The following is a 23,343-nucleotide window of genomic DNA, read 5'->3' as shown; positions in this document are numbered from 1 at the left end:
AGAATGTCTCGTGTTGCAAAAGCACCCGTCGTCATTCCTGCCGGCGTAGAGGTAAAACTCAACGGTCAGGATATTTCGATTAAGGGTAAAAACGGCGAGCTGAGTCGTAAGATCCATAATGCTGTTGAAGTGAAACAAGCTGACAACGCTCTGACTTTCGCCCCGCGCGAAGGTTTCGTTGATGGATGGGCCCAAGCGGGTACCACTCGTGCTCTGTTGAACGCAATGGTTATCGGTGTTACCGAAGGCTTCACTAAGAAGCTGCAACTGGTTGGTGTTGGTTACCGTGCTGCTGTTAAAGGCAATATGGTTAACCTGTCTCTTGGGTTTTCTCACCCAGTAGAACATGCACTGCCGGCAGGTATTACTGCAGAATGCCCAAGCCAAACTGAAATCGTACTGAAAGGTGCTGATAAGCAGGTTATTGGTCAGGTTGCTGCGGAATTACGCGCCTACCGTCGTCCTGAGCCTTACAAAGGCAAGGGTGTCCGTTACGCCGACGAAGTCGTGCGTACCAAAGAGGCTAAGAAGAAGTAAGGTAACACTATGGATAAGAAAGCAGCTCGTATCCGTCGTGCGACCCGCGCACGCCGCAAGCTCCAGGAACTGGGTGCGACGCGTCTGGTGGTACATCGTACTCCACGCCATATTTATGCGCAGGTCATTGCACCGAACGGTTCTGAAGTCCTGGTAGCCGCTTCTACTGTAGAAAAAGCTATCGCTGAACAACTGAAGTCGACTGGTAACAAAGACGCAGCAACCGCAATAGGTAAAGCTATTGCAGAACGCGCGTTAGAAAAAGGCATCAAGAATGTCTCTTTCGACCGTTCCGGTTTCCAATATCATGGTCGAGTCCAAGCACTGGCAGATGCTGCCCGTGAAGCTGGCCTTCAGTTCTAAGGTAGAGGTGTAAGATGGCTCACATCGAGAAACAAGCTGGCGAACTGCAGGAAAAGCTGATCGCGGTAAATCGCGTATCTAAAACCGTTAAAGGTGGTCGTATTTTCAGCTTCACCGCACTGACTGTAGTGGGTGATGGCAACGGCCGCGTTGGTTTTGGTTACGGTAAAGCTCGCGAAGTTCCAGCAGCGATCCAGAAAGCGATGGAAAAAGCCCGTCGCAATATGATGAATGTCGCGCTGAACAACGGCACCCTGCAGCACCCGGTTAAAGGTGCTCACACGGGTTCTCGTGTGTTCATGCAGCCAGCTTCCGAAGGTACCGGTATTATTGCCGGTGGCGCAATGCGCGCCGTTTTGGAAGTTGCAGGGGTTCACAACGTATTGGCTAAAGCCTATGGTTCCACTAACCCGATTAACGTGGTTCGTGCAACGATTGATGGCTTGGCCAACATGAAGTCCCCGGAAATGGTCGCTGCCAAGCGTGGTAAATCCGTTGAAGAAATTCTGGGGTAATTGACCGTGGCAAAGACTATTAAAATCACTCAAACCCGTAGTGCAATCGGTCGTCTGCCGAAACATAAGGCGACACTGCTTGGCCTGGGTCTGCGTCGTATTGGTCATACTGTTGAACGTGAGGATACTCCTGCGGTTCGTGGTATGGTCAACGCGGTTTCCTACATGGTTAAAGTAGAGGAGTAACAGATGCGTTTAAATACTCTGTCTCCGGCCGAAGGTGCTAAACATGCACCGAAGCGTTTAGGTCGTGGTATCGGTTCTGGCCTGGGCAAAACTGGCGGTCGTGGTCACAAAGGTCAGAACTCTCGTTCTGGTGGTGGCGTACGTCGTGGTTTTGAAGGTGGTCAGATGCCTTTATATCGTCGTCTGCCGAAATTCGGTTTTACTTCTCGCAAAGCGATGATCACGTCAGAAGTTCGTCTGTCTGATCTTGCTAAAGTAGAAGGCGACGTAGTTGACCTGAATACGCTGAAAGCCGCTAATGTTATTGGCATTCAGATTGAATTCGCGAAAGTGATTCTGTCTGGTGAAGTTGCTCGTCCGGTAACGATTCGTGGTCTGCGTGTCACTAAAGGTGCTCGTGCTGCTATCGAAGCTGCTGGCGGTAAAATTGAGGAATAAGTAGCAGATGGCTAAGCAACCAGGATTAGATTTTCAAAGTGCTAAAGGCGGAGTTGGTGAACTGAAGCGCAGACTTTTGTTTGTTATCGGTGCGCTAATTGTTTTCCGTATTGGCTCTTTTATCCCGATTCCTGGTATTGATGCCACTGTGCTTGCCAAATTGCTTGAACAGCAGCGAGGCACCATCATTGAAATGTTTAACATGTTCTCTGGTGGTGCTCTCAGTCGTGCTTCTATCTTTGCACTGGGTATTATGCCTTATATTTCGGCATCGATTATTATCCAGTTGCTAACGGTGGTTCATCCCGCCTTGGCTGAAATAAAGAAAGAAGGGGAAGCTGGCCGTCGTAAGATCAGCCAGTATACCCGCTACGGCACCTTGGTATTGGCTATATTCCAATCTATCGGTATTGCTACCGGTTTACCGAATATGCCTGGGATGCAAGAATTGGTAATAAATCCAGGTTTTGCTTTCTACTTTACCGCTGTTGTAAGTCTGGTTACTGGGACAATGTTCCTTATGTGGCTGGGAGAACAGATTACGGAGCGTGGTATCGGTAACGGTATCTCGATCATAATCTTTGCTGGTATTGTTGCGGGTTTACCGCCGGCCATTGGCCATACCATCGAGCAAGCTCGGCAAGGCGACCTGCACTTCCTCCTGTTGCTGTTGGTTGCAGTTTTAGTGTTTGCAGTAACCTTCTTCGTTGTTTTCATTGAGCGTGGTCAACGTCGTATTGTCGTTAATTATGCAAAACGTCAACAAGGTCGTCGTGTTTATGCGGCACAGAGTACGCATTTACCGCTGAAAGTGAATATGGCCGGTGTTATCCCAGCGATCTTCGCTTCCAGTATTATTCTGTTCCCTGCCACGATTGCATCCTGGTTTGGGGGCGGTACCGGTTGGAACTGGCTGACAACTATTTCGCTGTATTTGCAGCCCGGACAACCGCTTTATGTGTTACTCTATGCGTCTGCAATCATCTTCTTCTGTTTCTTCTACACTGCGTTGGTTTTCAATCCGCGTGAAACAGCAGATAACCTGAAGAAGTCCGGTGCATTCGTGCCAGGAATTCGTCCGGGAGAGCAAACGGCGAAATATATCGATAAAGTAATGACTCGTCTGACTCTGATTGGTGCGATGTATATTACTTTTATCTGCCTGATCCCGGAGTTTATGCGTGACGCAATGAAAGTGCCTTTCTATTTTGGGGGTACATCTTTATTGATCGTTGTTGTCGTCATCATGGACTTTATGGCTCAAGTGCAAACTCTGATGATGTCGAGTCAATATGAGTCTGCATTGAAGAAAGCAAACCTGAAAGGCTATAACCGTTAATTAGGTGAGCTTGAGAAGTTACGGAGAGTAAAAATGAAAGTTCGTGCTTCCGTCAAGAAATTATGTCGTAACTGTAAGATTGTTAAGCGTAACGGTGTCGTTCGTGTGATCTGCAGTGCCGAACCGAAGCATAAACAGCGTCAAGGCTGATTATCTCGCATATTTTTCTTGCAAAGTTGGATTGAGCTGGCTAGATTAGCCAGCCAATCTTTTGTATGTAGCTGCAACATTATTTGAGTATCCTGAAAACGGGCTTTTCAGAATGGTGTTGCCGTATAAAATTGTAGGAGTGCATAGTGGCCCGTATAGCAGGCATTAACATTCCTGATCATAAACATACCGTTATTGCGTTAACGTCAATTTTCGGTATCGGTAAAACTCGGTCGCAGGCTATTTGTGCTGCAACGGAGATTGCCGAAAATGTTAAGATCAGTGAGCTGTCTGAAGAGCAAATCGATAAGCTGCGTGACGAAGTTGCCAAGTTTGTTGTAGAAGGTGATCTGCGTCGTGAAGTTACCCTGAGCATCAAGCGTCTTATGGACCTTGGTACTTATCGTGGTTTGCGTCATCGTCGTGGTCTGCCGGTTCGCGGTCAGCGTACCAAGACTAACGCCCGTACCCGTAAGGGTCCGCGCAAACCGATCAAGAAATAATCGGGGTGATTGAATAATGGCAAAGGCACCTATTCGTGCACGTAAGCGTGTAAGAAAGCAAGTCTCTGACGGTGTGGCTCATATCCATGCTTCTTTCAACAACACCATCGTAACCATTACTGATCGTCAGGGTAATGCGCTGGGTTGGGCAACTGCCGGTGGTTCCGGCTTCCGTGGTTCTCGTAAATCTACGCCGTTCGCTGCTCAAGTAGCTGCAGAACGTTGCGCAGAGGCCGTGAAAGAATACGGTATTAAGAACCTGGAAGTTATGGTTAAAGGACCTGGTCCGGGCCGTGAGTCTACTATCCGCGCATTAAACGCGGCTGGTTTCCGCATCACTAATATTACTGATGTGACTCCGATCCCTCATAACGGTTGTCGTCCGCCGAAAAAGCGCCGCGTATAACGCCGCTTTTAGGATTGTTGGAGAAAGAAAATGGCAAGATATTTGGGTCCTAAGCTCAAGCTGAGCCGTCGTGAAGGCACCGATTTGTTCCTTAAATCTGGTGTTCGTGCGATCGATTCCAAGTGTAAGATTGAACAAGCTCCTGGCCAGCATGGTGCGCGTAAACCGCGTCTGTCTGACTATGGTGTACAGTTGCGTGAAAAGCAAAAAGTTCGCCGTATCTACGGTGTTCTGGAGCGTCAGTTCCGCAACTATTATAAAGAAGCTGCACGTCTGAAAGGCAACACAGGTGCAAACCTGCTGCAACTGCTGGAAGGTCGTCTGGATAACGTTGTTTATCGTATGGGTTTTGGTGCTACTCGCGCTGAAGCACGTCAGATGGTAAGCCACAAAGCTATCATGGTAAACGGTCGCGTTGTTAGCATCGCTTCTTATCAGGTATCCCCGAATGACGTAGTCAGCATCCGTGAGAAAGCGAAAAAGCAATCTCGCGTGAAAGCCGCTCTGGAGCTGGCTGAACAGCGTGAAAAGCCAACTTGGCTGGAAGTTGATGCTGCCAAGATGGAAGGTGTGTTCAAACGTATTCCTGAACGTACCGATCTGTCTGCGGACATTAATGAACACCTGATCGTCGAGCTTTACTCCAAGTAAAGCTTAGTACCAAAGAGAGGACACAATGCAGGGTTCTGTGACAGAGTTTCTAAAACCGCGCCTGGTTGATATCGAGCAAGTGAGTTCGACGCACGCCAAGGTGACCCTTGAGCCATTAGAGCGAGGCTTCGGCCATACTCTTGGCAACGCACTGCGCCGTATTCTGCTTTCATCCATGCCAGGTTGCGCGGTGACCGAGGTTGAGATTGATGGTGTACTGCATGAGTACAGCACCAAAGAAGGCGTACAGGAAGATATCCTGGAAATCCTGCTCAACCTGAAAGGGCTGGCGGTGAGAGTTCAAGGTAAAGATGAAGTTATTCTTACCCTGAATAAATCTGGCATTGGCCCTGTGACTGCAGCCGACATTATCCATGATGGTGATGTCGAAATCGTCAAGCCGCAACACTTAATTTGCCATCTGACCGATGAAAACGCATCTATTAGTATGCGTATCAAAGTTCAACGTGGTCGTGGTTATGTGCCGGCATCTGCCCGTATTCATACGGAAGAAGATGAGCGCCCGATTGGTCGTCTGTTAGTTGATGCTTGCTATAGCCCTGTAGAGCGTATTGCCTACAATGTTGAAGCGGCTCGCGTAGAACAGCGTACTGACTTGGACAAGCTAGTCATCGAAATGGAAACCAATGGCACGATCGATCCTGAAGAGGCGATCCGCCGTGCGGCAACCATTCTGGCTGAACAACTTGAAGCTTTTGTTGACTTACGTGATGTTCGTCAGCCAGAAGTTAAAGAAGAGAAACCAGAATTCGATCCGATTCTGCTGCGCCCTGTTGACGATCTGGAATTGACTGTCCGCTCTGCTAACTGCCTTAAGGCAGAAGCTATCCACTACATCGGTGATCTGGTACAGCGTACCGAGGTTGAGCTGCTCAAAACGCCTAACCTAGGTAAAAAATCTCTTACTGAGATTAAAGACGTACTGGCTTCCCGTGGTCTGTCTCTGGGCATGCGCCTAGAAAACTGGCCACCTGCAAGTATTGCTGATGAGTAACCAGATCACAGGTTAAGGTTTTACTGAGAAGGATAAGGTCATGCGCCATCGTAAGAGTGGTCGTCAACTGAACCGTAACAGCAGCCATCGTCAGGCTATGTTCCGTAACATGGCTAGTTCTTTGGTTCGTCATGAAATCATCAAGACGACCCTGCCGAAAGCGAAAGAGCTGCGTCGCGTTGTTGAACCGCTGATTACTCTTGCCAAGACCGACAGCGTTGCTAATCGTCGTCTGGCATTCGCCCGTACTCGTGATAACGAGATCGTGGCAAAACTGTTTAATGAACTGGGCCCGCGTTTCGCGAGCCGTGCCGGTGGTTACACTCGTATTCTGAAGTGTGGCTTCCGTGCTGGTGACAATGCGCCGATGGCATACATCGAGCTCGTTGATCGCTCAGTCTCTCAGACAGAAGAAGTAGCTACTGCAGAGTAATCTGTAAGAGCGTAAAAAAGCCGGGGAAACCCGGTTTTTTTATATCTGAAATAAACTATTTTTCGCATGAACATTCATGGTAAGAAATTGCCTGTATTTGAATCAGTCGAAAAACACATACCTATCTGTTCTCATCCATCCATTTCGGCTATATACTCTGCACGTTTTATTTATGCACATACCATATCGACTTTATTAGGAGTGATGATGACCACATACCGTCATAAGCGTGGGAAAATTCAGAACAACGCTATTGAGGCGTTGCTACATGACCCACTGTTTCGTCAACGAATTGAAGTGAATGAAAAAGGGAAAGGAAGTTATCGTAGAAAAGACAAGCATATGAAGAAAGGGAGTTGGGAGGCCAGTGGTAAGCAATCAAATGATTATTTACCACTGGCCTTTCTATTTTCTGCGTAATACAGCTGTATTTGAAGAAAAATTCAATTTTTACTGTTTGTGTTGTTCTTTAAGCAAATCGCGAATTTCAGCTAATAGCTTCTCTTCAGCACTAGGTTTCGGTGCAGCAGCAGGCGTATCTTCCTGTTTACGCCGCATTTTATTCATAAGCTTGATGGCTATAAAAATCGCGAAAGCGACGATGACAAAGTCAAAAATATTCTGGATGAAAGCACCATAGTTCATGACAACGGCAGGGATTTCGCCTTGAGCGTCACGAAGAATAAGGCTGAGTTGTTTAAAATCAACACCACCAATCAAAAGTCCAAGTGGCGGCATAATAATATCTGATACCAGAGAGGAAACAATTTTGCCGAAAGCGGCACCAATAATGACACCCACGGCCAAATCGACAACATTACCACGCATGGCAAACTCTCTGAATTCTTTGATGATGCTCATATCCGTTCTCCTTGCCAAAAATATAAATTAATTCTAACCAATAGCTGTAACTTTGCCAGATTATCTGGTTGGCAGTGAATTTGTTCCTACATTACAAAAAGAAGGGGCTTGGTTGAAATAACCGTTCAACATCAGGCACAAATTTTTTGTCAGCCAAGAACATGATGACATGATCGCCTTGCTCAATTTTGCTATTTGCGTTGGCAATAATGACGTCATCACCGCGAACAATTGCTCCGATGGTGGTACCTGGTGGAAGCTTAATGTCTTCAATCATTCTGCCGACGACTTTCGATGTGCCTTCGTCACCATGGGCGATCGCTTCGATCGCTTCGGCTACACCTCGCCGCAAAGAGGATACGCTAACGATATCTGCCTTGCGTACGTGGCTGAGTAACGCAGAGATTGTTGCCTGCTGTGGCGAGATAGCGACATCAATGACGCTGCCCTGAACCAGATCGACATAAGCTCGACGCTGGATGAGCACGATTACTTTTTTCGCACCCATGCGTTTAGCCAACATTGCTGACATAATATTTGCTTCGTCATCGTTGGTAATAGCGATGAATACATCGATCTGCTCGATATGTTCTTCAGCGAGAAGCTCTTGATCTGAGGCATCGCCATGGAACACTACCGTATTTTGCAAAAGCTCAGCGAGCTCCGCCGCCCGGTCCGCATTTCGTTCTATCAGTTTGATGCTGTAATCTTTTTCTAATCGCTGTGCCAATCCTGCGCCGACGTTCCCTCCACCAACGATCATGATCCTTTTATACGGTTTTTCAAGGCGCTGCAATTCGCTCATTACTGCGCGAATATGCTGGGAAGCAGCGACAAAAAACACCTCGTCACCAGCTTCGATTATGGTAGAACCCTGTGGACGAATTGGACGGTCGTGGCGGAAAATAGCGGCAACTCGGGTATCCACATGGGGAATATGTTCACGGAGAGAGGTTAGGGCATTACCCACCAATGGGCCGCCATAGTATGCATTAACTGCTGCAAGGCTCACTTTACCTTCAGCGAAATTGACGACTTGAAGTGCCCCAGGGTATTCGATCAGTTTATAAATATTATCGATCACCAACTGCTCTGGAGAGATCAGGTGATCGATGGGAACCGCTTCTGGTAAAAATAGCTGTTCTGATTCACGGATGTATTCGGCAGCGCGAATACGTGCAATCCGGTTTGGTGTTTTGAAGAGGGAATAAGCGATCTGACATGCTACCATATTCGTTTCGTCCGAATTGGTAACAGCGACCAGCATATCAGCATCTTCTGCCCCCGCTTCACGCAATACACGCGGATGAGAGGCATAGCCCGTAACGACACGCAGATCAAACTTATCCTGAAGCTGGCGTAACCGATTTGCATCAGTATCAACGACAGTGATGTCATTGTTTTCACCCGCTAGGTTTTCAGCTAGTGTTCCGCCGACCTGACCCGCGCCAAGAATGATAATTTTCATAATAAGCCATGCCGTTTATTGATCGCTGCTTGTTGCAGACAATATTGGGTTCAATATCAGTTTTTTACCAGCTTCGCATAAAAGAAACCATCACCACTATCAGCATGGGGGAGAATTTGTATACCCGGTATTTCACTTGTACCGGTATCAACAAGCGCGGCATCGGCATGGCGAGACAGGAAACCCGTAACTTGTTGAGTATTTTCTTGCGGCAGAATTGAGCAGGTAGCATAAACCATCGTGCCGCCTGTTTTGAGGTGTGGCCAAATGGCATCAAGAATCTCTTTTTGCAGTGCAACTAATTCTTCGATGTCTCTGTCTCGGCGTAGCCATTTAATATCAGGATGACGACGAATCACGCCAGTAGCGGAACAAGGGGCGTCCAACAGAATGCGATCAAATACACGCGCTTCACACCATGAGTCGGGGTAACGTCCATCGCCTTGTTTGACTTCAGCATGCATTTGTAGCCGAAGTAAATTTTCTTTTACTCGGCCTAAACGTGTTTCATCAACATCGACAGCGAGCACATGAGATTTTGGTGCTGCCTCTAAAATGTGTGTCGTTTTTCCACCGGGAGCGGCGCAGAGATCGAGGATCTGCTCACCATCTTGTGGATCAAGCCAATAGACGCAGCCTTGGGCTGAAGCATCCTGTACGGTTGCCCACCCTTGTGAAAATCCTGGCAATTGATCGACGGCACATGGAGAAGCAAGCCGTATCGCATCGCTGTATTCGGTATGAGGAAATGCTTCAATTCCCCCTTGCATCAACAAGTTTAAGTACGCTTCTCGCGTATGGTGTAACCGATTCACGCGTAGCCACATCGGAGGACGTTGATTATTTGCCTCAACGATGCCTCGCCAGTTATTTGGATAAGCATGTTCAATGCGTGCCAACAGCCAGCTTGGGTGCAGGTAGTGAGATGAGTGAGTTGCCTCACGCTGAAGGAGTTCTTCCTGCTGGCGCTGGAATTGGCGTAATACGCCGTTAATCAGTCCCTTGAGTTGTGGCCTTTTTAACGCCACGGCACCTTCTACTGTTTCTGCCAGAGCAGCGTGTGGCGGGATCCGCGTATAGTGCAGTTGGTAGATACCTACCATGATGAGGTAATGCAACGTGCGTTGTTTGCCCGTCAGGGGTTTAGCCATTAGTTGTTGGATACACCATTCCAACTGCGGTAACACGCGTAATACGCCGAAGCAAAGCTCTTGTAAAAGCGCGCGATCTTTATCGGAAACGTCACGCTGATGAATAGGCAATAAGGCGCTGAGCGATTGCCCCTGATCCAGAACTTGTCCCACCACTTTTGCGGCAATACTGCGTAGGTTGTATGAGCTTTTCATGTGTTAGCGATGACGTATACGTAAAAGGGAGAGGATATACCGGCATGACGCCGGTATGAAAAATAGATTAGTTCAGTGTATTACCGGGAACGAACCACTCACGACGCGAGTTAAGCAGATCCTGCGCACTCATTACTTTTTTGCCTGCCGGCTGTAATTCCTGAATATTCAAAATGCCATCGGCGGCTGCTACCTGAATACCCTGCTTATCTGCCTGTAAGATTGTGCCTGGCTGTGAGCCATGTGATTTGGCGATGACCTCAGCTTTCCAGACTTTCACCGGTTGTTCATCCACGATGAAATAGCTGACTGGCCAAGGATTAAAAGCACGAATACAGCGCTCAAGCTGCTCGGCAGATAACAGCCAGTTTAGACGTGCTTCTTCTTTGCTGAGCTTTTCTGCATAGGTGGCAAAGGCATCGTTTTGCGCTTCAGCGACAGCGCTGCTATCTGCAAGCCGTTCCAGCGTTTCCAATAAGCCACGCGGCCCTAGTGCAGCAAGTTTGTCGTATAGCGTTGCGCTAGTATCCTGTGGCAGGATGGGGCACGCAATTTTGTGTAGCATAGCGCCAGTATCGAGTCCAACGTCCATTTGCATGATCGTCACGCCCGTTTCACTATCCCCAGCCCACAATGCACGTTGTATCGGTGCAGCTCCACGCCAGAGAGGCAGTAGAGAACCGTGTACATTAATACAGCCAAGGCGAGGCATGGATAGCACGGGCTGCGGCAAAATTAATCCGTAAGCGACAACAACCATAACATCGGCATCTAACGCTTCAACCATCGCCTGATTTTCTGCTGGTCGCAGAGATTTAGGCTGGAAAACGGGGATGCTATGTTGCTCTGCCAGTACTTTTACCGGGCTTGGCGTGAGCTTGTTACCTCTTCCGGCTGGTCGGTCAGGCTGTGTGAAAACGCCAACGACCTCATGCCCTGATGATAAAAGCACGTCAAGGTGACGTGCTGCAAAATCAGGGGTTCCGGCAAAGATGATACGTAAAGAGTCAGACACGGTGCTTCCTGTCAGGATGAAAATTATCAGGTCCGGCTATTTTGCTTAGCCAGCTTTTCCAGTTTTTGACGAATGCGCTGGCGTTTCAGAGGGGAAAGGTAATCGATAAACAATTTCCCAACCAGGTGGTCCATTTCATGCTGAATGCAAATGGCAAGCAGTTCGCTTGCTTCAAGTTCGAACGCTTTACCTTCACGATCCAATGCGCGCACTTTCACATGCTCTGCTCGAGGAACTAGCGCTCGGGTTTCAGGGATCGACAAACAACCTTCTTCGATGCCCGTATCGCCGCTCTTTTCAATCAGCTCGGGATTGATTAGCACCAGTCGTTGGTCCCGCTCTTCAGAGACGTCAATAACAATAATGCGCTGATGAATGTCCACTTGTGTCGCGGCTAGGCCAATACCTTCTTCTTCGTACATGGTATCGAACATATCATCCACGATACGTTGAATGTCTGCATTGACTTCTTTTACGGGTTGCGCAGTGATGCGGAGCCGCTCGTCTGGAAAATGTAATACCTGCAAAACTGACATATATGTTTAGATCTGTATCTGAATAGTGAGATAGCTTTAGTGCCCATTCTAGACATTTCCTGCCCCGATTGACAGCATCAGCACTTAATTACACCACTTATCAGAACAGAGCAGCATAAGGGACGCGGATGCTATCAACGGAAATCTGGCTACGCATGACGGGTGTGCGGCACTTGGGTGTCAGGCGCCTTCGAGCTATTGTCAGAAAGCTTATTGGTTTAAATACGTTCGATAACGAGACGTTGGGGGCGTTAGGTCTGTCTGATGCTCAAATAGCACAATTTTGTACCTATGACCGCAGGATCCTAGAAGACACGCTCAACTGGTTGTCTCATCCCAATCATCATATCGTGACGTGCGAAGATGCCCTTTATCCCTTTCTGTTGAGTAACATTCGTGATTTTCCTCTGTTGCTCTTTGTCTCTGGTTCCCCTGAGTTATTGGCATCGCCACAAATATCGATTATTGGTAGCCGGGGTAGCAGTGCTTACGGTGAACGCTGGGGATGTTTTTTCGCTCAGGAACTTGCCGCGAATGAACTCACGGTGACAAGCGGGCTAGCAATTGGCATCGATGGTATTGCTCATCGTGCCGCTTTGGATTCGGGAGGGAGAACAATTGCAGTGCTGGGAAGTGGATTGGGGAATATTTACCCCAAGCGCCACGTCAAGCTTGCTGAGCGTATTTGTGGCGACGGTGGCGCTTTGGTCTCAGAATTCCCCCTCGCTATGCCGCCTTTCCCAACCAACTTCCCTAGAAGAAACCGTATCATTAGCGGGTTAGGGCTGGGTGTCCTGGTCATTGAAGCATCTATCCGCAGTGGGTCGTTGGTTACCGCGCGTTATGCGCTAGAGCAAGGACGGGAAGTTTTTGCTCTGCCGGGGCCTATCGGTAACCCTATGACGGAGGGGACACACTGGTTAATCCAGCAAGGGGCCAGTCTGGTTACACATCCGAAGGATATTCTTGAACAGTTGGTGAGTGAATTACAGTGGCTACCAACGGAAAGCGGGCAAACTATTTCTAACGAAGAAGAGGATGGCGAATTGCCATTTGCCGACGTGTTGGCTAACGTAGGAGATGAGGTTACACCTGTTGACGTTGTCGCTGAACGTGCCGGCCAACCTGTGCCAGAGATAGTCATTAAGCTATTAGAGCTGGAGTTAGCAGGATGGATCGCAGCAGTACCCGGCGGCTATGTCCGATTAAGGAGGGCAGGCCATGTTCGACGTACTCATGTACTTGTTTGAAAGTTACATCCACAATGAAACTGAAATGCGTGTCGATCAGGATACGTTAACTGATGACCTCACCCGCGCTGGATTTCATCGTAACGATATCTATAGCGCGTTGAGTTGGCTGGAAAAATTAGCCGATATTCAGGAAGGGCAAACTGCGCCGCTTTATTTGGCGAGCGATCCTCTGGCTATGCGGATCTATACGCAGGATGAAGAGTTACGTCTTGATGCGGAATGTCGTGGTTTTTTATTGTTTCTTGAGCAAATGCAGGTTCTGAATCTTGAAACGCGGGAAATGATTATTGAACGCGTTATGGCATTGGAAACGCAGGAGTTTGATCTGGAAGATCTAAAGTGGGTCATTCTCATGGTGCTTTTCAATGTGCCAGGTTGTGAGAATGCCTATCAGCAAATGGAAGAATTACTCTTTGAGGTCAATGACGGTTATGTGCAATAGCCTGAGGAATAACAGTTCGAATGGTTAAGCCTGCACTGTTTGCTGAAAAAAAACTGGAAATATGTCCAGACTGTGGGTCAGAGCTGGTTATCCGTTCTGGTCGGCATGGCCCATTCCTTGGCTGTTCTGCGTATCCAGAGTGTGAGTTTATTCGCCCGCTGAAGGCGCAAGCGGATGGGCATATCGTCAAGGTGTTAGATGGGCAGCAATGTCCGCTTTGTCAGTCGACATTGGTACTACGGCAAGGCCGCTATGGAATGTTCATCGGCTGTGGCAATTACCCTGAATGCCACCATACCGAGACTATCGATCGTCCTGATGAAACGGCGATTCGATGCCCACAGTGCAATGAAGGCACGCTGTTACAGCGTAAATCTCGCTACGGCAAGGTATTTCATTCTTGCGATCGCTATCCTTATTGCCAGTTTACGTTAAACCATAAGCCGATAGCGGGTGAATGCCCTTCTTGCCATTACGCTTTATTGTTTGAGAAAAATACGGCACAAGGCACTAAGCTATTTTGTGCGAGTAAATTATGTGGAAAACCGATAGCGGCAGAAGTTGATAAGAATGATGACGTGTCTGATGAACTAATGATTCCCGTTTTGCGGGAATTACATAATGAGCAGGTTATTGCGTACCCGACTGAAGCGGTATTTGGATTGGGGTGCGATCCTGATAGTGAGGTGGCAGTTAATCGCCTGCTGGCGTTAAAACAACGCCCTTGGCAAAAAGGGCTGATCCTTATTGCGGCAAATTTTAGCCAATTGGTGCCTTACATTAATGACAGCGCGTTATCCGATGAGCAGAAGGCGATGATGTTTTCTACATGGCCAGGTCCGGTTACTTGGGTATTACCTGCAAAACCTACGACACCGCAGTGGTTAACGGGGCAATTTTCTTCGCTTGCGGTACGCGTTAGTGATCACCCATTAGTTAAGGAACTGTGCCAGCACTACGGTAAACCGTTGGTGTCGACAAGTGCCAATTTAAGCGGTCAGCCTCCTTGCCGCACTGCTCAGGAAGTGTCTCTGCAGTTTGGTGGTGATTTCCCTGTGCTAGTTGGGGACGTCGGTGGAAGAATGAATCCATCAGAAATCAGGGATGTATTAACAGGCGAGCTCATTCGTCAGGGGTAACGGCAAGGTGGAAGGAAACGTGTCTGAAGTAACGTCTTTTGCGGTTTTTGGCAATCCGATTGCACATAGTAAATCACCTCGCATACACGAGCTATTTGCGGCGCAAACGGGGATAACGTTGACGTACCAGCGTGTGTTAGCGCCTTTGGATAATTTTGAGCAGATGCTGCGCCAGTATTTTCACGATGGTGCTGGTGGCGCGAATGTAACTGCGCCCTTTAAAGAGCGAGCTTTTGCTGAAGCCGATGAACGCAGCGAATGTGCTGCGCTTGCGGGGGCGGTCAATACATTGAAGAGGCTGAGTGACGGTCGCCTGTATGGTGATAATACTGATGGCATCGGTTTGCTCAGCGATCTGCAACGATTGGCGTTGGTAAAACCTTTGGATCGTGTTTTGCTCGTTGGTGCGGGTGGCGCGGCGCGTGGTGTTATCCAACCCCTGCTGGCCTCTGGTTGTACTGTTGTGCTGACCAATAGGACCTTTTTCAAGGCTGAAGCATTAGCTAAAATCTTCTGTGATATTGGTGATATTCAAGCTACTGCTCTTGACGGTCTGCATGGTCAATCTTTCGATCTGATCATTAACGCCACATCTTCTGGGATGTACGACAGCATTCCTAACTTACCGGCAGAACTCATTTCGCCGGAAACGAGCTGTTATGACATGTTTTACTTACCGCAGCTAACGCCCTTTTTGTCATGGTGCGTACAACAGGGGGCTATCCACTATGCAGATGGTTTGGGAATGCTGGTGGGGCAAGCGGCACATGCGTTTAAACTTTGGCATGGTGTGATGCCAGACGTGGAGCCAGTGATTGATCTACTGAAGCAGGATCTCGCTAAATGAATCAGGCGATCCAGTTCCCAGATCGTGAAAGTTGGGATGATAAGATCATGGCGATCCGATTTCCTGTTTTGGTAAATGGTTTTCAGCAAGAGTGCCTTATAACTGCGGAACGTCTTCAGCGCCGTTATGGCGGTGATAGCCCCGAACAGTGGCTGGCGCTGTTCAGGGTACATCGATGGGATCTTGAAGATGAATTGGAAAAAATGATTCTTGCTGAAGAATGGGATGATGAGGGCTATTACTCATTATCCTGAGCAAGGTATTCATCTTTCCAACGAACATAGTTATTTGCTGAGTAAATCAGCCCCTCTATTTCCTCTTGTGTCAGTGGCCGAATTTTCTTCACTGGGCTGCCAACGTATAGATGTCCCTTCTCTAAGCGTTTTCCTGGCGGGACCAAGCTACCAGCACCAATCATCACATCATCCTCAACAACGACTCCATCGAGGAGTATTGACCCCATTCCGACTAGAACTCGACTTCCTATTTGGCAACCGTGCAGCATTGCTTTATGCCCGACAGTGACATCTTCCCCAATAATAAGTGGGTTACCTTCAGGTTTTTTCTCTGAACAGTGGGTGATATGAAGTACTGATCCATCCTGGATATTACTCCTGGCACCAATAGTGATGTAGTTAACATCACCGCGTATGGCGACAAGGGGCCAGATACCGACATCATCGCCTAGTGTTACCTTGCCAATCACCACACTGGAATGATCGACCATGACTCTTTCGCCTAAAACGGGAGAGATACCCTTATAACGACGGAATATTTTTGCACTCATCGACAACCTCGCAGTTATTTGCCACATGCTGATTATTCGCATTAATAGACAAAATATCGACAGATATGCGGCTGCGGCAACTGAAAAGTGACACGGATCGAGTAAGATCTCATCGAAAGGGTTGAAAAACACGCGAACAGAAAAAAAGATCAAGAAAGTTGTTGTGTAACGAAAACGGATCCCTATAATGCGCCTCCATCGACACGGCGCTGTGACTCACAACCGGGTCGATAAAAAAAGAGAAAACGCTTTAAAATAAACGTTGACTCTGAAGGTGATAAGCGTAAAGTACGCCACCTCGCGAAGCGGTTAAGGCCGCAACGCACTGCTCTTTAACAATATAATCAGACAATCTGTGTGGGCACTCACAAGACCGTATCTTAAACGATATAAAAAGTCTTGAAGAGTGAACAACAGTAAAATTCATTACGAATGAACAGTTACTAATTCTTTGAGCATCGCTGACGAGTTCAGCAAATCAAACAAATCTTAAATTGAAGAGTTTGATCATGGCTCAGATTGAACGCTGGCGGCAGGCCTAACACATGCAAGTCGAGCGGTAGCACAGAAGAGCTTGCTCTTTGGGTGACGAGCGGCGGACGGGTGAGTAATGTCTGGGAAACTGCCTGATGGAGGGGGATAACTACTGGAAACGGTAGCTAATACCGCATAACGTCTTCGGACCAAAGAGGGGGACCTTCGGGCCTCTTGCCATCAGATGTGCCCAGATGGGATTAGCTAGTAGGCGGGGTAATGGCCCACCTAGGCGACGATCCCTAGCTGGTCTGAGAGGATGACCAGCCACACTGGAACTGAGACACGGTCCATGGGGTGAAGTCGTAACAAGGTAACCGTAGGGGAACCTGCGGTTGGATCACCTCCTTACCAATAAAGATGTGTGTTAAGTGAAGTGCTCACACAGATTGTCTGATGAAAATAACGAGCAGAAATACCTTAATAGGCTTGTAGCTCAGGTGGTTAGAGCGCACCCCTGATAAGGGTGAGGTCGGTGGTTCAAGTCCACTCAGGCCTACCAACTCTTCCATGAGTGGTATCTAAGGTAACTGTAAGTAGAGATGGGGCTATAGCTCAGCTGGGAGAGCGCCTGCTTTGCACGCAGGAGGTCTGCGGTTCGATCCCGCATAGCTCCACCATTAAAAAGACTTCAGAGCGTATTGGAAACAGTATGCTGCGAAGTATTTTGCTCTTTAACAATCTGGAACAAGCTGAAAATTGAAACATGACAGCTGAACATGCATGACTGCCTTCGGGCGGGTCGTGATGAATCAGCATGTCAATGAGTCTCTCAAATAATCGCAGCGCGATGATGAATCGAAAGAAACATCTTCGGGTTGTGAGGTTAAGCGACTAAGCGTACACGGTGGATGCCTAGGCAGTCAGAGGCGATGAAGGGCGTGCTAATCTGCGATAAGCGTCGGTAAGCTGATATGAAGCGTTATACCCGACGATACCCGAATGGGGAAACCCAATGTGTTTCGACACATTATCATTACGTGAATACATAGCGTAATGAGGCGAACCGGGGGAACTGAAACATCTCAGTACCCGAGGAAAAGAAATCAACCGAGATTCCCCTAGTAGCGGCGAGCGAACGGGGAGGAGCCCAGAACCTGAATCAGTTTGTGTGTTAGTGGAAGCGTCTGGAAAGTCGCACAGTAAAGGGTGATAGTCCCGTACACAAAAATGCACAGATTGTGAGTTCGATGAGTAGGGCGGGACACGTGACATCCTGTCTGAATATGGGGGGACCATCCTCCAAGGCTAAATACTCCTGATAGCTCACTGGTCGAGTCGGCCTGCGCGGAAGATGTAACGGGGCTAACCCATGCACCGAAGCTGCGGCAGCGACACTTAGGTGTTGTTGGGTAGGGGAGCGTTCTGTAAGCCGTCGAAGGTGACCTGTGAGGGTTGCTGGAGGTATCAGAAGTGCGAATGCTGACATAAGTAACGATAATGCGGGTGAAAAACCCGCACGCCGGAAGACCAAGGGTTCCTGTCCAACGTTAATCGGGGCAGGGTGAGTCGACCCCTAAGGCGAGGCTGAAAAGCGTAGTCGATGGGAAACAGGTTAATATTCCTGTACTCGGTGTTACTGCGAACGGAGAAAGCTAGGTTATCCGGGCGACGGTTGTCCCGGTTTAAGCGTGAAGGTGGATGACTTAGGTAAATCCGGGTCATCGTTAACACTGAGGCGTGATGACGAGTCACTACGGTGATGAAGTAACCAATGCTACGCTTCCAGGAAAAGCCTCTAAGCTCCAGGTAACATCAAATCGTACCCCAAACCGACACAGGTGGTCAGGTAGAGAATACTCAGGCGCTTGAGAGAACTCGGGTGAAGGAACTAGGCAAAATGGTGCCGTAACTTCGGGAGAAGGCACGCTCCTGTCGGTGAAGTCCCTTGCGGACGGAGCTGACGGGAGTCGCAGATACCAGCTGGCTGCAACTGTTTAATAAAAACACAGCACTGTGCAAACACGAAAGTGGACGTATACGGTGTGACGCCTGCCCGGTGCCGGAAGGTTAATTGATGGGGTCAGCCGCAAGGCGAAGCTCTTGATCGAAGCCCCGGTAAACGGCGGCCGTAACTATAACGGTCCTAAGGTAGCGAAATTCCTTGTCGGGTAAGTTCCGACCTGCACGAATGGCGTAATGATGGCCAGGCTGTCTCCACCCGAGACTCAGTGAAATTGAACTCGCTGTGAAGATGCAGTGTACCCGCGGCAAGACGGAAAGACCCCGTGAACCTTTACTATAGCTTGACACTGAACCTTGAGCCTTGATGTGTAGGATAGGTGGGAGGCTTTGAAGCGAGGGCGCCAGTTCTTGTGGAGCCAACCTTGAAATACCACCCTTTAATGTTTGATGTTCTAACGTAGGCCCGTGATCCGGGTTGCGGACAGTGTCTGGTGGGTAGTTTGACTGGGGCGGTCTCCTCCCAAAGAGTAACGGAGGAGCACGAAGGTTAGCTAATCCTGGTCGGACATCAGGAGGTTAGTGCAAAGGCATAAGCTAGCTTGACTGCGAGAGTGACAGCTCGAGCAGGTGCGAAAGCAGGTCTTAGTGATCCGGTGGTTCTGAATGGAAGGGCCATCGCTCAACGGATAAAAGGTACTCCGGGGATAACAGGCTGATACCGCCCAAGAGTTCATATCGACGGCGGTGTTTGGCACCTCGATGTCGGCTCATCACATCCTGGGGCTGAAGTAGGTCCCAAGGGTATGGCTGTTCGCCATTTAAAGTGGTACGCGAGCTGGGTTTAGAACGTCGTGAGACAGTTCGGTCCCTATCTGCCGTGGGCGTTGGAAGCTGGTGTTCGGGTTGTGATGCCAATTGCATTGCCCGGTAGCTAAGTGCGGAAGAGATAACCGCTGAAAGCATCTAAGCGGGAAACTTGCCTCGAGATGAGTCTTCCCTGGGCACTAGATGCCCCTGAAGGGCCGTTGAAGACTACGACGTAGATAGGCTGGGTGTGTAAGCGTAGCGATACGTTGAGCTAACCAGTACTAATGACCCGAGAGGCTTAACCTTACAACACCGAAGGTGTTTTGTGGGTGACTCATATAAAACGATATTCAGCTTGTTCGAAGATTGGTTCTGATGGTTACGGAGATGACAAAAAGTCATGATAAGTAACGGTTGGAATGAAACAGAATTTGCCTGGCGGCGATAGCGCGGTGGTCCCACCTGACCCCATGCCGAACTCAGAAGTGAAACGCCGTAGCGCCGATGGTAGTGTGGGGTCTCCCCATGTGAGAGTAGGGAACTGCCAGGCATCAAACGAGTGGAAAGCCCCTGTCGAAAGACAGGGGCTTTTTGCTGTGGGGCATTTGGGGGGGAGGAAAATGGAACTGTTAGGAAGATGAATTATGAATCCCTATATCCAAATCCGTAAAAATAAAATCACAATAGGTAGCTTTGCCACACTGCGTGAAGCCACTACACAGAGTGCATTTAGCAATAACAGAATCTTGGTTGCTGACTATCCACGCTCTGGAAATGAATGAAGTGGGGCTCCTGTGATGTAGCGGATACTTCAGGAAATAACAGCTATGAACTGTCGTAAATCCAGGCTTATTGTTATTTCTAGCGCTGTTCCCCTGAGTGATTCTGACGTACTTAAACGTATTTTGCAGATGATGCGGATCCGTGTCTCGTGAAACATTTTCACCTTATGTGTTGAGCACTCGACATTAGTACGAAAATTCGCTATCTTCAGGCATCTGGATGTCTAAACGTTTAAACGTATGCTTTGAGGATATAAGGTTATGCCAATTCGGGTTCCTGATGAGTTACCAGCCGTTAATTTTCTGCGTAATGAGAACGTCTTTGTTATGACATCCTCGCGCGCTAAAACGCAGGAAATTCGCCCACTTAAAGTGCTGGTTCTGAACCTGATGCCTAAGAAGATTGAGACTGAAAACCAGTTTCTGCGTCTGTTGTCCAATTCTCCCCTACAGATCGATATCCAACTGCTACGTATCGACAGCCGTGAATCAAAGAATACACCAACCGAGCATTTGAATAATTTCTACTGTAATTTCGACGATATCCAGGACGAAAACTTTGATGGCTTGATTGTTACTGGCGCCCCGCTGGGGTTAGTCGATTTCTGTGATGTTGTTTATTGGCCGCAGATCGCGCGTGTTATCGAATGGGCAAAAGAGCATGTTACATCCACATTATTCGTGTGTTGGGCTGTACAGGCTGCTCTCAATATCCTCTACGGTATTCCCAAGATGACTCGGAAGGAAAAGCTGTCCGGTGTTTACTTGCATCAAACGTTACAACCCCATGCTTTGCTGACCCGCGGCTTTGATGAAACGTTCCTGGCTCCACATTCTCGCTATGCAGATTTTCCGGCTGATGTGATTCGGCAGCATACGGATTTGGATATTCTGGTTGCGTCGGAGCAGGCCGGTGCTTACCTGTTTGCCAGTAAAGATAAACGTCTGGCGTTCGTTACTGGGCATCCCGAATATGACGTTCTGACGCTGGCAGGAGAGTTTTTCCGTGATTGTGATGCTGGGTTGGATCCGACCGTTCCGGTTAACTATTTCCCGGATGACAATCCTGAACTGGAACCGAAAGCGAGCTGGCGTAGCCATGGGCATCTGCTTTTTGTTAACTGGCTGAATTACTATGTTTATCAGATTACGCCTTACGATTTGCGCAAAATGAATCCTACGCTGGACTAACTCTCATCTTAATCCTTTTCTCTGAGGCACCTTTAAGGGTGCCTTTTTTTTGTGCTGAATGATTCCATTTCTGTTAGTTGGTGAAAGTTATTTCTCTTATTTTTTAATTTTAATCTTCATTTTTATTATGTGGTTATGTTGATAATTTTTTTAAAATGGAAATTGTTTTTGATTTTGTTTTTTCTTGTATTACGCTTAATCCTGTCGGCTAAGAAATATACATACTGGTTTGCCGATCTGGCGGTTGTTGATGAATGAAGCGGAATCTTGAAAAGGAACCACGAATGATGCAGCAGACGATAAACGGAGAGTTGGCGTTTAGTCAGCGTTTTGGCGAAGGTGAGAAGCACATTCTTACGGAGGAGGCGATTGATTACCTAACGGAATTAGTCACGCATTTCACTCCCGCACGTAATCAATTACTTGCTGAACGACAAGTACAGCAGCGCAATATCGATCAGGGTAAGTTGCCTGATTTTATTTCAGAAACGGCTTCCATTCGAGATAAAGCATGGACGATACGCGGCATTCCCGATGACCTTCAGGATCGCCGTGTTGAAATTACCGGCCCAGTTGAGCGCAAGATGGTGATCAACGCATTGAATGCCAATGTGAAGGTTTTCATGGCGGACTTTGAGGATTCACTGTCACCGGGATGGGAAAAGGTGATTGATGGACAAATCAATTTACGTGATGCCGTACGCGGTACGATTTCCTATATCAACGAAACAGGAAAAATCTACCAGCTGAAACCCAATCCTGCTGTATTGGTTTGCCGCGTGCGCGGGTTGCATTTACCTGAAAAACACGTGTCCTGGCAGGGGGAAGCCATTCCCGGCAGCTTGTTTGATTTCGCGCTGTATTTTTTCCACAACTATCAGGAACTGCTGAAGAAAGGTAGCGGCCCTTATTTCTATTTGCCAAAGACTCAGTCATGGCAGGAAGCAGCTTGGTGGAACGATGTCTTCTGCTATACAGAAGATCGCTTTGACCTTCCGCGTGGAACGATCAAAGCAACGGTGTTGATTGAAACGCTGCCTGCTGTTTTCCAGATGGACGAAATCCTCTATCACTTACGCGATCATATTGTTGGGTTAAACTGCGGGCGCTGGGATTATATTTTCAGTTATATCAAAACATTAAAGAACCACAGCGATCGCGTTCTGCCCGATCGTCAGTCGGTAACGATGGAAAAACCTTTCCTTAGTGCTTACTCGCGGCTGTTGATCAAAACCTGCCATCGCCGTGGCGCGTTTGCCATGGGCGGGATGGCGGCGTTCATTCCGAGTAAGGATGCTGAACGTAATAATTGGGTATTGGATAAGGTTTGTAAAGACAAGGAGTTGGAAGCGAATAATGGTCACGATGGCACTTGGGTCGCTCATCCGGGGCTGGCAGATGCCGTGATGGAGGTGTTCGATCGGGCGTTGGGTGAGCGCAAAAATCAGCTTGATATCAGCCGTGAACACGATGCGTTTATCCGTGCTGAGGAATTACTGGAACCCTGTCCGGGAGAGCGCACGGAAGTCGGTATGCGTGCGAATATCCGCGTTGCCGTGCAGTACATCGAAGCGTGGATATCTGGTAATGGCTGCGTCCCGATTTATGGGTTGATGGAAGACGCTGCGACGGCAGAAATTTCCCGAACCTCTATCTGGCAGTGGATTCGTCACGGCAAGACGTTGAGCGATGGTCGTGTGATCACCAAAGCGCTGTTCCGCCAGATGTTGGCCGAAGAGATGTTTGTGATTCAGGAGGAATTAGGTGATGCCCGTTTTAGCGGAGGGCGCTTCGATGAAGCCGCTCGGCTGATGGAACAAATCACCACGCAAGATGAACTGATCGACTTCCTGACGTTACCCGGCTACGCATTGCTTGATTAATCCTGACTAAT

Annotated in this window: 26 protein-coding genes, 2 tRNA genes, 2 rRNA genes and 1 other annotated feature; of the genes, 24 read left to right on the top strand and 6 right to left on the bottom strand. The window is 48.3% G+C overall.

Going from position 1 to position 23,343, the window contains the following annotated elements; all coding sequences use genetic code 11:
- Window positions 1-3: 3 nt before the first annotated feature.
- From DCX48_10765 to DCX48_10705, 13 genes are all read left to right on the top strand, one after another.
- Window positions 4-537, top strand: a complete 534-nt coding sequence (locus DCX48_10765) for a 50S ribosomal protein L6 (GenBank protein ID QXE14946.1) — start codon at window positions 4-6, stop codon at window positions 535-537.
- A 9-nt stretch (window positions 538-546) separates the two neighbouring features.
- Entirely contained in the window at window positions 547-900 is a 354-nt protein-coding gene (locus DCX48_10760) for a 50S ribosomal protein L18 (GenBank protein QXE14945.1), read from the top strand.
- A 14-nt stretch (window positions 901-914) separates the two neighbouring features.
- Window positions 915-1,415, top strand: coding sequence for a 30S ribosomal protein S5 (rpsE, locus tag DCX48_10755; GenBank protein ID QXE14944.1), 501 nt, complete (start codon window positions 915-917; stop codon window positions 1,413-1,415).
- 6 nt (window positions 1,416-1,421) lie between these two features.
- Window positions 1,422-1,601 carry a 50S ribosomal protein L30 gene (locus DCX48_10750; GenBank protein ID QXE14943.1) on the top strand — a complete coding sequence of 60 codons (180 nt, stop codon included), beginning with the start codon at window positions 1,422-1,424 and terminating at the stop codon, window positions 1,599-1,601.
- A gap of 3 nt (window positions 1,602-1,604) precedes the next feature.
- A complete protein-coding gene (locus DCX48_10745) occupies window positions 1,605-2,039 on the top strand; it encodes a 50S ribosomal protein L15 (protein ID QXE14942.1) in 435 nt (144 codons plus the stop codon).
- 7 nt (window positions 2,040-2,046) lie between these two features.
- The gene (gene secY, locus DCX48_10740; GenBank protein ID QXE14941.1) at window positions 2,047-3,378 is read left to right on the top strand and encodes a preprotein translocase subunit SecY; all 1,332 of its coding nucleotides are present in this window, start codon (window positions 2,047-2,049) and stop codon (window positions 3,376-3,378) included.
- Between the two features lie 33 nt (window positions 3,379-3,411).
- Window positions 3,412-3,528, top strand: coding sequence for a 50S ribosomal protein L36 (locus DCX48_10735; protein ID QXE14940.1), 117 nt, complete (start codon window positions 3,412-3,414; stop codon window positions 3,526-3,528).
- A 146-nt stretch (window positions 3,529-3,674) separates the two neighbouring features.
- Window positions 3,675-4,031: a 30S ribosomal protein S13 gene (locus DCX48_10730; GenBank protein QXE14939.1), complete on the top strand. Its 357-nt coding sequence runs from the start codon at window positions 3,675-3,677 to the stop codon at window positions 4,029-4,031.
- 16 nt (window positions 4,032-4,047) lie between these two features.
- Complete coding sequence (locus tag DCX48_10725) at window positions 4,048-4,437, top strand: 30S ribosomal protein S11 (GenBank protein QXE14938.1); 390 nt, start codon at window positions 4,048-4,050, stop codon at window positions 4,435-4,437.
- Window positions 4,438-4,467: 30 nt separating this feature from the next.
- Window positions 4,468-5,088 (top strand): 30S ribosomal protein S4, encoded by a 621-nt coding sequence (locus DCX48_10720; protein ID QXE14937.1) that lies wholly within the window; start codon window positions 4,468-4,470, stop codon window positions 5,086-5,088.
- 25 nt (window positions 5,089-5,113) lie between these two features.
- On the top strand, window positions 5,114-6,103 hold the full coding sequence (locus tag DCX48_10715) for a DNA-directed RNA polymerase subunit alpha (protein QXE14936.1): 990 nt from the start codon (window positions 5,114-5,116) through the stop codon (window positions 6,101-6,103).
- 40 nt (window positions 6,104-6,143) lie between these two features.
- On the top strand, window positions 6,144-6,536 hold the full coding sequence (gene rplQ / locus DCX48_10710) for a 50S ribosomal protein L17 (GenBank protein ID QXE14935.1): 393 nt from the start codon (window positions 6,144-6,146) through the stop codon (window positions 6,534-6,536).
- 207 nt (window positions 6,537-6,743) lie between these two features.
- Window positions 6,744-6,956 (top strand): alternative ribosome-rescue factor A, encoded by a 213-nt coding sequence (locus tag DCX48_10705; protein QXE17216.1) that lies wholly within the window; start codon window positions 6,744-6,746, stop codon window positions 6,954-6,956.
- A gap of 30 nt (window positions 6,957-6,986) precedes the next feature.
- Here the strand turns inward: DCX48_10705 and mscL are convergent, their stop codons facing one another.
- From mscL to DCX48_10680, 5 genes are all read right to left on the bottom strand, one after another.
- Window positions 6,987-7,397 carry a large-conductance mechanosensitive channel protein MscL gene (gene mscL / locus DCX48_10700; protein ID QXE14934.1) on the bottom strand — a complete coding sequence of 137 codons (411 nt, stop codon included), beginning with the start codon at window positions 7,395-7,397 and terminating at the stop codon, window positions 6,987-6,989.
- 91 nt (window positions 7,398-7,488) lie between these two features.
- On the bottom strand, window positions 7,489-8,865 hold the full coding sequence (trkA, locus tag DCX48_10695; protein ID QXE14933.1) for a Trk system potassium transporter TrkA: 1,377 nt from the start codon (window positions 8,863-8,865) through the stop codon (window positions 7,489-7,491).
- A 56-nt stretch (window positions 8,866-8,921) separates the two neighbouring features.
- Window positions 8,922-10,211, bottom strand: coding sequence for a 16S rRNA (cytosine(967)-C(5))-methyltransferase RsmB (rsmB, locus tag DCX48_10690; GenBank protein QXE14932.1), 1,290 nt, complete (start codon window positions 10,209-10,211; stop codon window positions 8,922-8,924).
- A gap of 67 nt (window positions 10,212-10,278) precedes the next feature.
- The gene (locus DCX48_10685) at window positions 10,279-11,226 is read right to left on the bottom strand and encodes a methionyl-tRNA formyltransferase (GenBank protein QXE14931.1); all 948 of its coding nucleotides are present in this window, start codon (window positions 11,224-11,226) and stop codon (window positions 10,279-10,281) included.
- A 26-nt stretch (window positions 11,227-11,252) separates the two neighbouring features.
- Window positions 11,253-11,762, bottom strand: coding sequence for a peptide deformylase (locus DCX48_10680; protein QXE14930.1), 510 nt, complete (start codon window positions 11,760-11,762; stop codon window positions 11,253-11,255).
- A 128-nt stretch (window positions 11,763-11,890) separates the two neighbouring features.
- Here DCX48_10680 and dprA point away from each other — a divergent pair, with 128 nt between their 5' ends.
- Genes dprA through DCX48_10655 form a run of 5 tightly spaced genes read left to right on the top strand, consistent with a single transcriptional unit; the run spans window position 11,891 to window position 15,697 of the window.
- The gene (gene dprA / locus DCX48_10675; protein ID QXE14929.1) at window positions 11,891-13,012 is read left to right on the top strand and encodes a DNA-protecting protein DprA; all 1,122 of its coding nucleotides are present in this window, start codon (window positions 11,891-11,893) and stop codon (window positions 13,010-13,012) included.
- Window positions 12,984-13,457, top strand: a complete 474-nt coding sequence (locus DCX48_10670; protein QXE14928.1) for a DUF494 domain-containing protein — start codon at window positions 12,984-12,986, stop codon at window positions 13,455-13,457. The genes dprA and DCX48_10670 overlap by 29 nt, the downstream gene beginning before the upstream one ends.
- A 20-nt stretch (window positions 13,458-13,477) precedes the next feature.
- Complete coding sequence (tsaC, locus tag DCX48_10665) at window positions 13,478-14,596, top strand: L-threonylcarbamoyladenylate synthase type 1 TsaC (GenBank protein QXE14927.1); 1,119 nt, start codon at window positions 13,478-13,480, stop codon at window positions 14,594-14,596.
- Between the two features lie 19 nt (window positions 14,597-14,615).
- A complete protein-coding gene (locus DCX48_10660; protein QXE14926.1) occupies window positions 14,616-15,443 on the top strand; it encodes a shikimate dehydrogenase in 828 nt (275 codons plus the stop codon).
- On the top strand, window positions 15,440-15,697 hold the full coding sequence (locus tag DCX48_10655; GenBank protein QXE14925.1) for a DUF1488 domain-containing protein: 258 nt from the start codon (window positions 15,440-15,442) through the stop codon (window positions 15,695-15,697). The genes DCX48_10660 and DCX48_10655 overlap by 4 nt, the downstream gene beginning before the upstream one ends.
- On the opposite strand, the gene DCX48_10650 is transcribed toward DCX48_10655, so the two are convergent.
- Window positions 15,682-16,230 carry a gamma carbonic anhydrase family protein gene (locus DCX48_10650; GenBank protein QXE14924.1) on the bottom strand — a complete coding sequence of 183 codons (549 nt, stop codon included), beginning with the start codon at window positions 16,228-16,230 and terminating at the stop codon, window positions 15,682-15,684. The two genes, DCX48_10655 and DCX48_10650, sit on opposite strands and share 16 nt — an antisense overlap.
- 491 nt (window positions 16,231-16,721) lie before the next feature.
- Window positions 16,722-17,125: a sequence feature (possible 16S ribosomal RNA but 16S or 23S rRNA prediction is too short), on the top strand.
- A 64-nt stretch (window positions 17,126-17,189) separates the two neighbouring features.
- On the opposite strand from DCX48_10650, the gene DCX48_10645 reads away from it, so the two are divergent.
- From DCX48_10645 to DCX48_10620, 6 genes are all read left to right on the top strand, one after another.
- Window positions 17,190-17,266 (top strand) — tRNA-Ile (locus DCX48_10645).
- Between the two features lie 42 nt (window positions 17,267-17,308).
- Window positions 17,309-17,384 (top strand) — tRNA-Ala (locus DCX48_10640).
- Between the two features lie 195 nt (window positions 17,385-17,579).
- A 23S ribosomal RNA gene (locus tag DCX48_10635) occupies window positions 17,580-19,800 on the top strand.
- A gap of 110 nt (window positions 19,801-19,910) precedes the next feature.
- A 5S ribosomal RNA gene (gene rrf, locus DCX48_10630) occupies window positions 19,911-20,026 on the top strand.
- 493 nt (window positions 20,027-20,519) lie between these two features.
- The gene (locus tag DCX48_10625; GenBank protein ID QXE14923.1) at window positions 20,520-21,449 is read left to right on the top strand and encodes a homoserine O-succinyltransferase; all 930 of its coding nucleotides are present in this window, start codon (window positions 20,520-20,522) and stop codon (window positions 21,447-21,449) included.
- 284 nt (window positions 21,450-21,733) lie between these two features.
- Window positions 21,734-23,332, top strand: a complete 1,599-nt coding sequence (locus DCX48_10620; protein QXE14922.1) for a malate synthase A — start codon at window positions 21,734-21,736, stop codon at window positions 23,330-23,332.
- Window positions 23,333-23,343 lie beyond the last annotated feature (11 nt).

This window comes from Pectobacterium atrosepticum (genome assembly GCA_019056595.1).
In the GTDB taxonomy this organism is placed as follows: Bacteria; Pseudomonadota; Gammaproteobacteria; order Enterobacterales; family Enterobacteriaceae; genus Pectobacterium; species Pectobacterium atrosepticum.
This window is presented reverse-complemented; position numbering and strand designations above follow the sequence as displayed.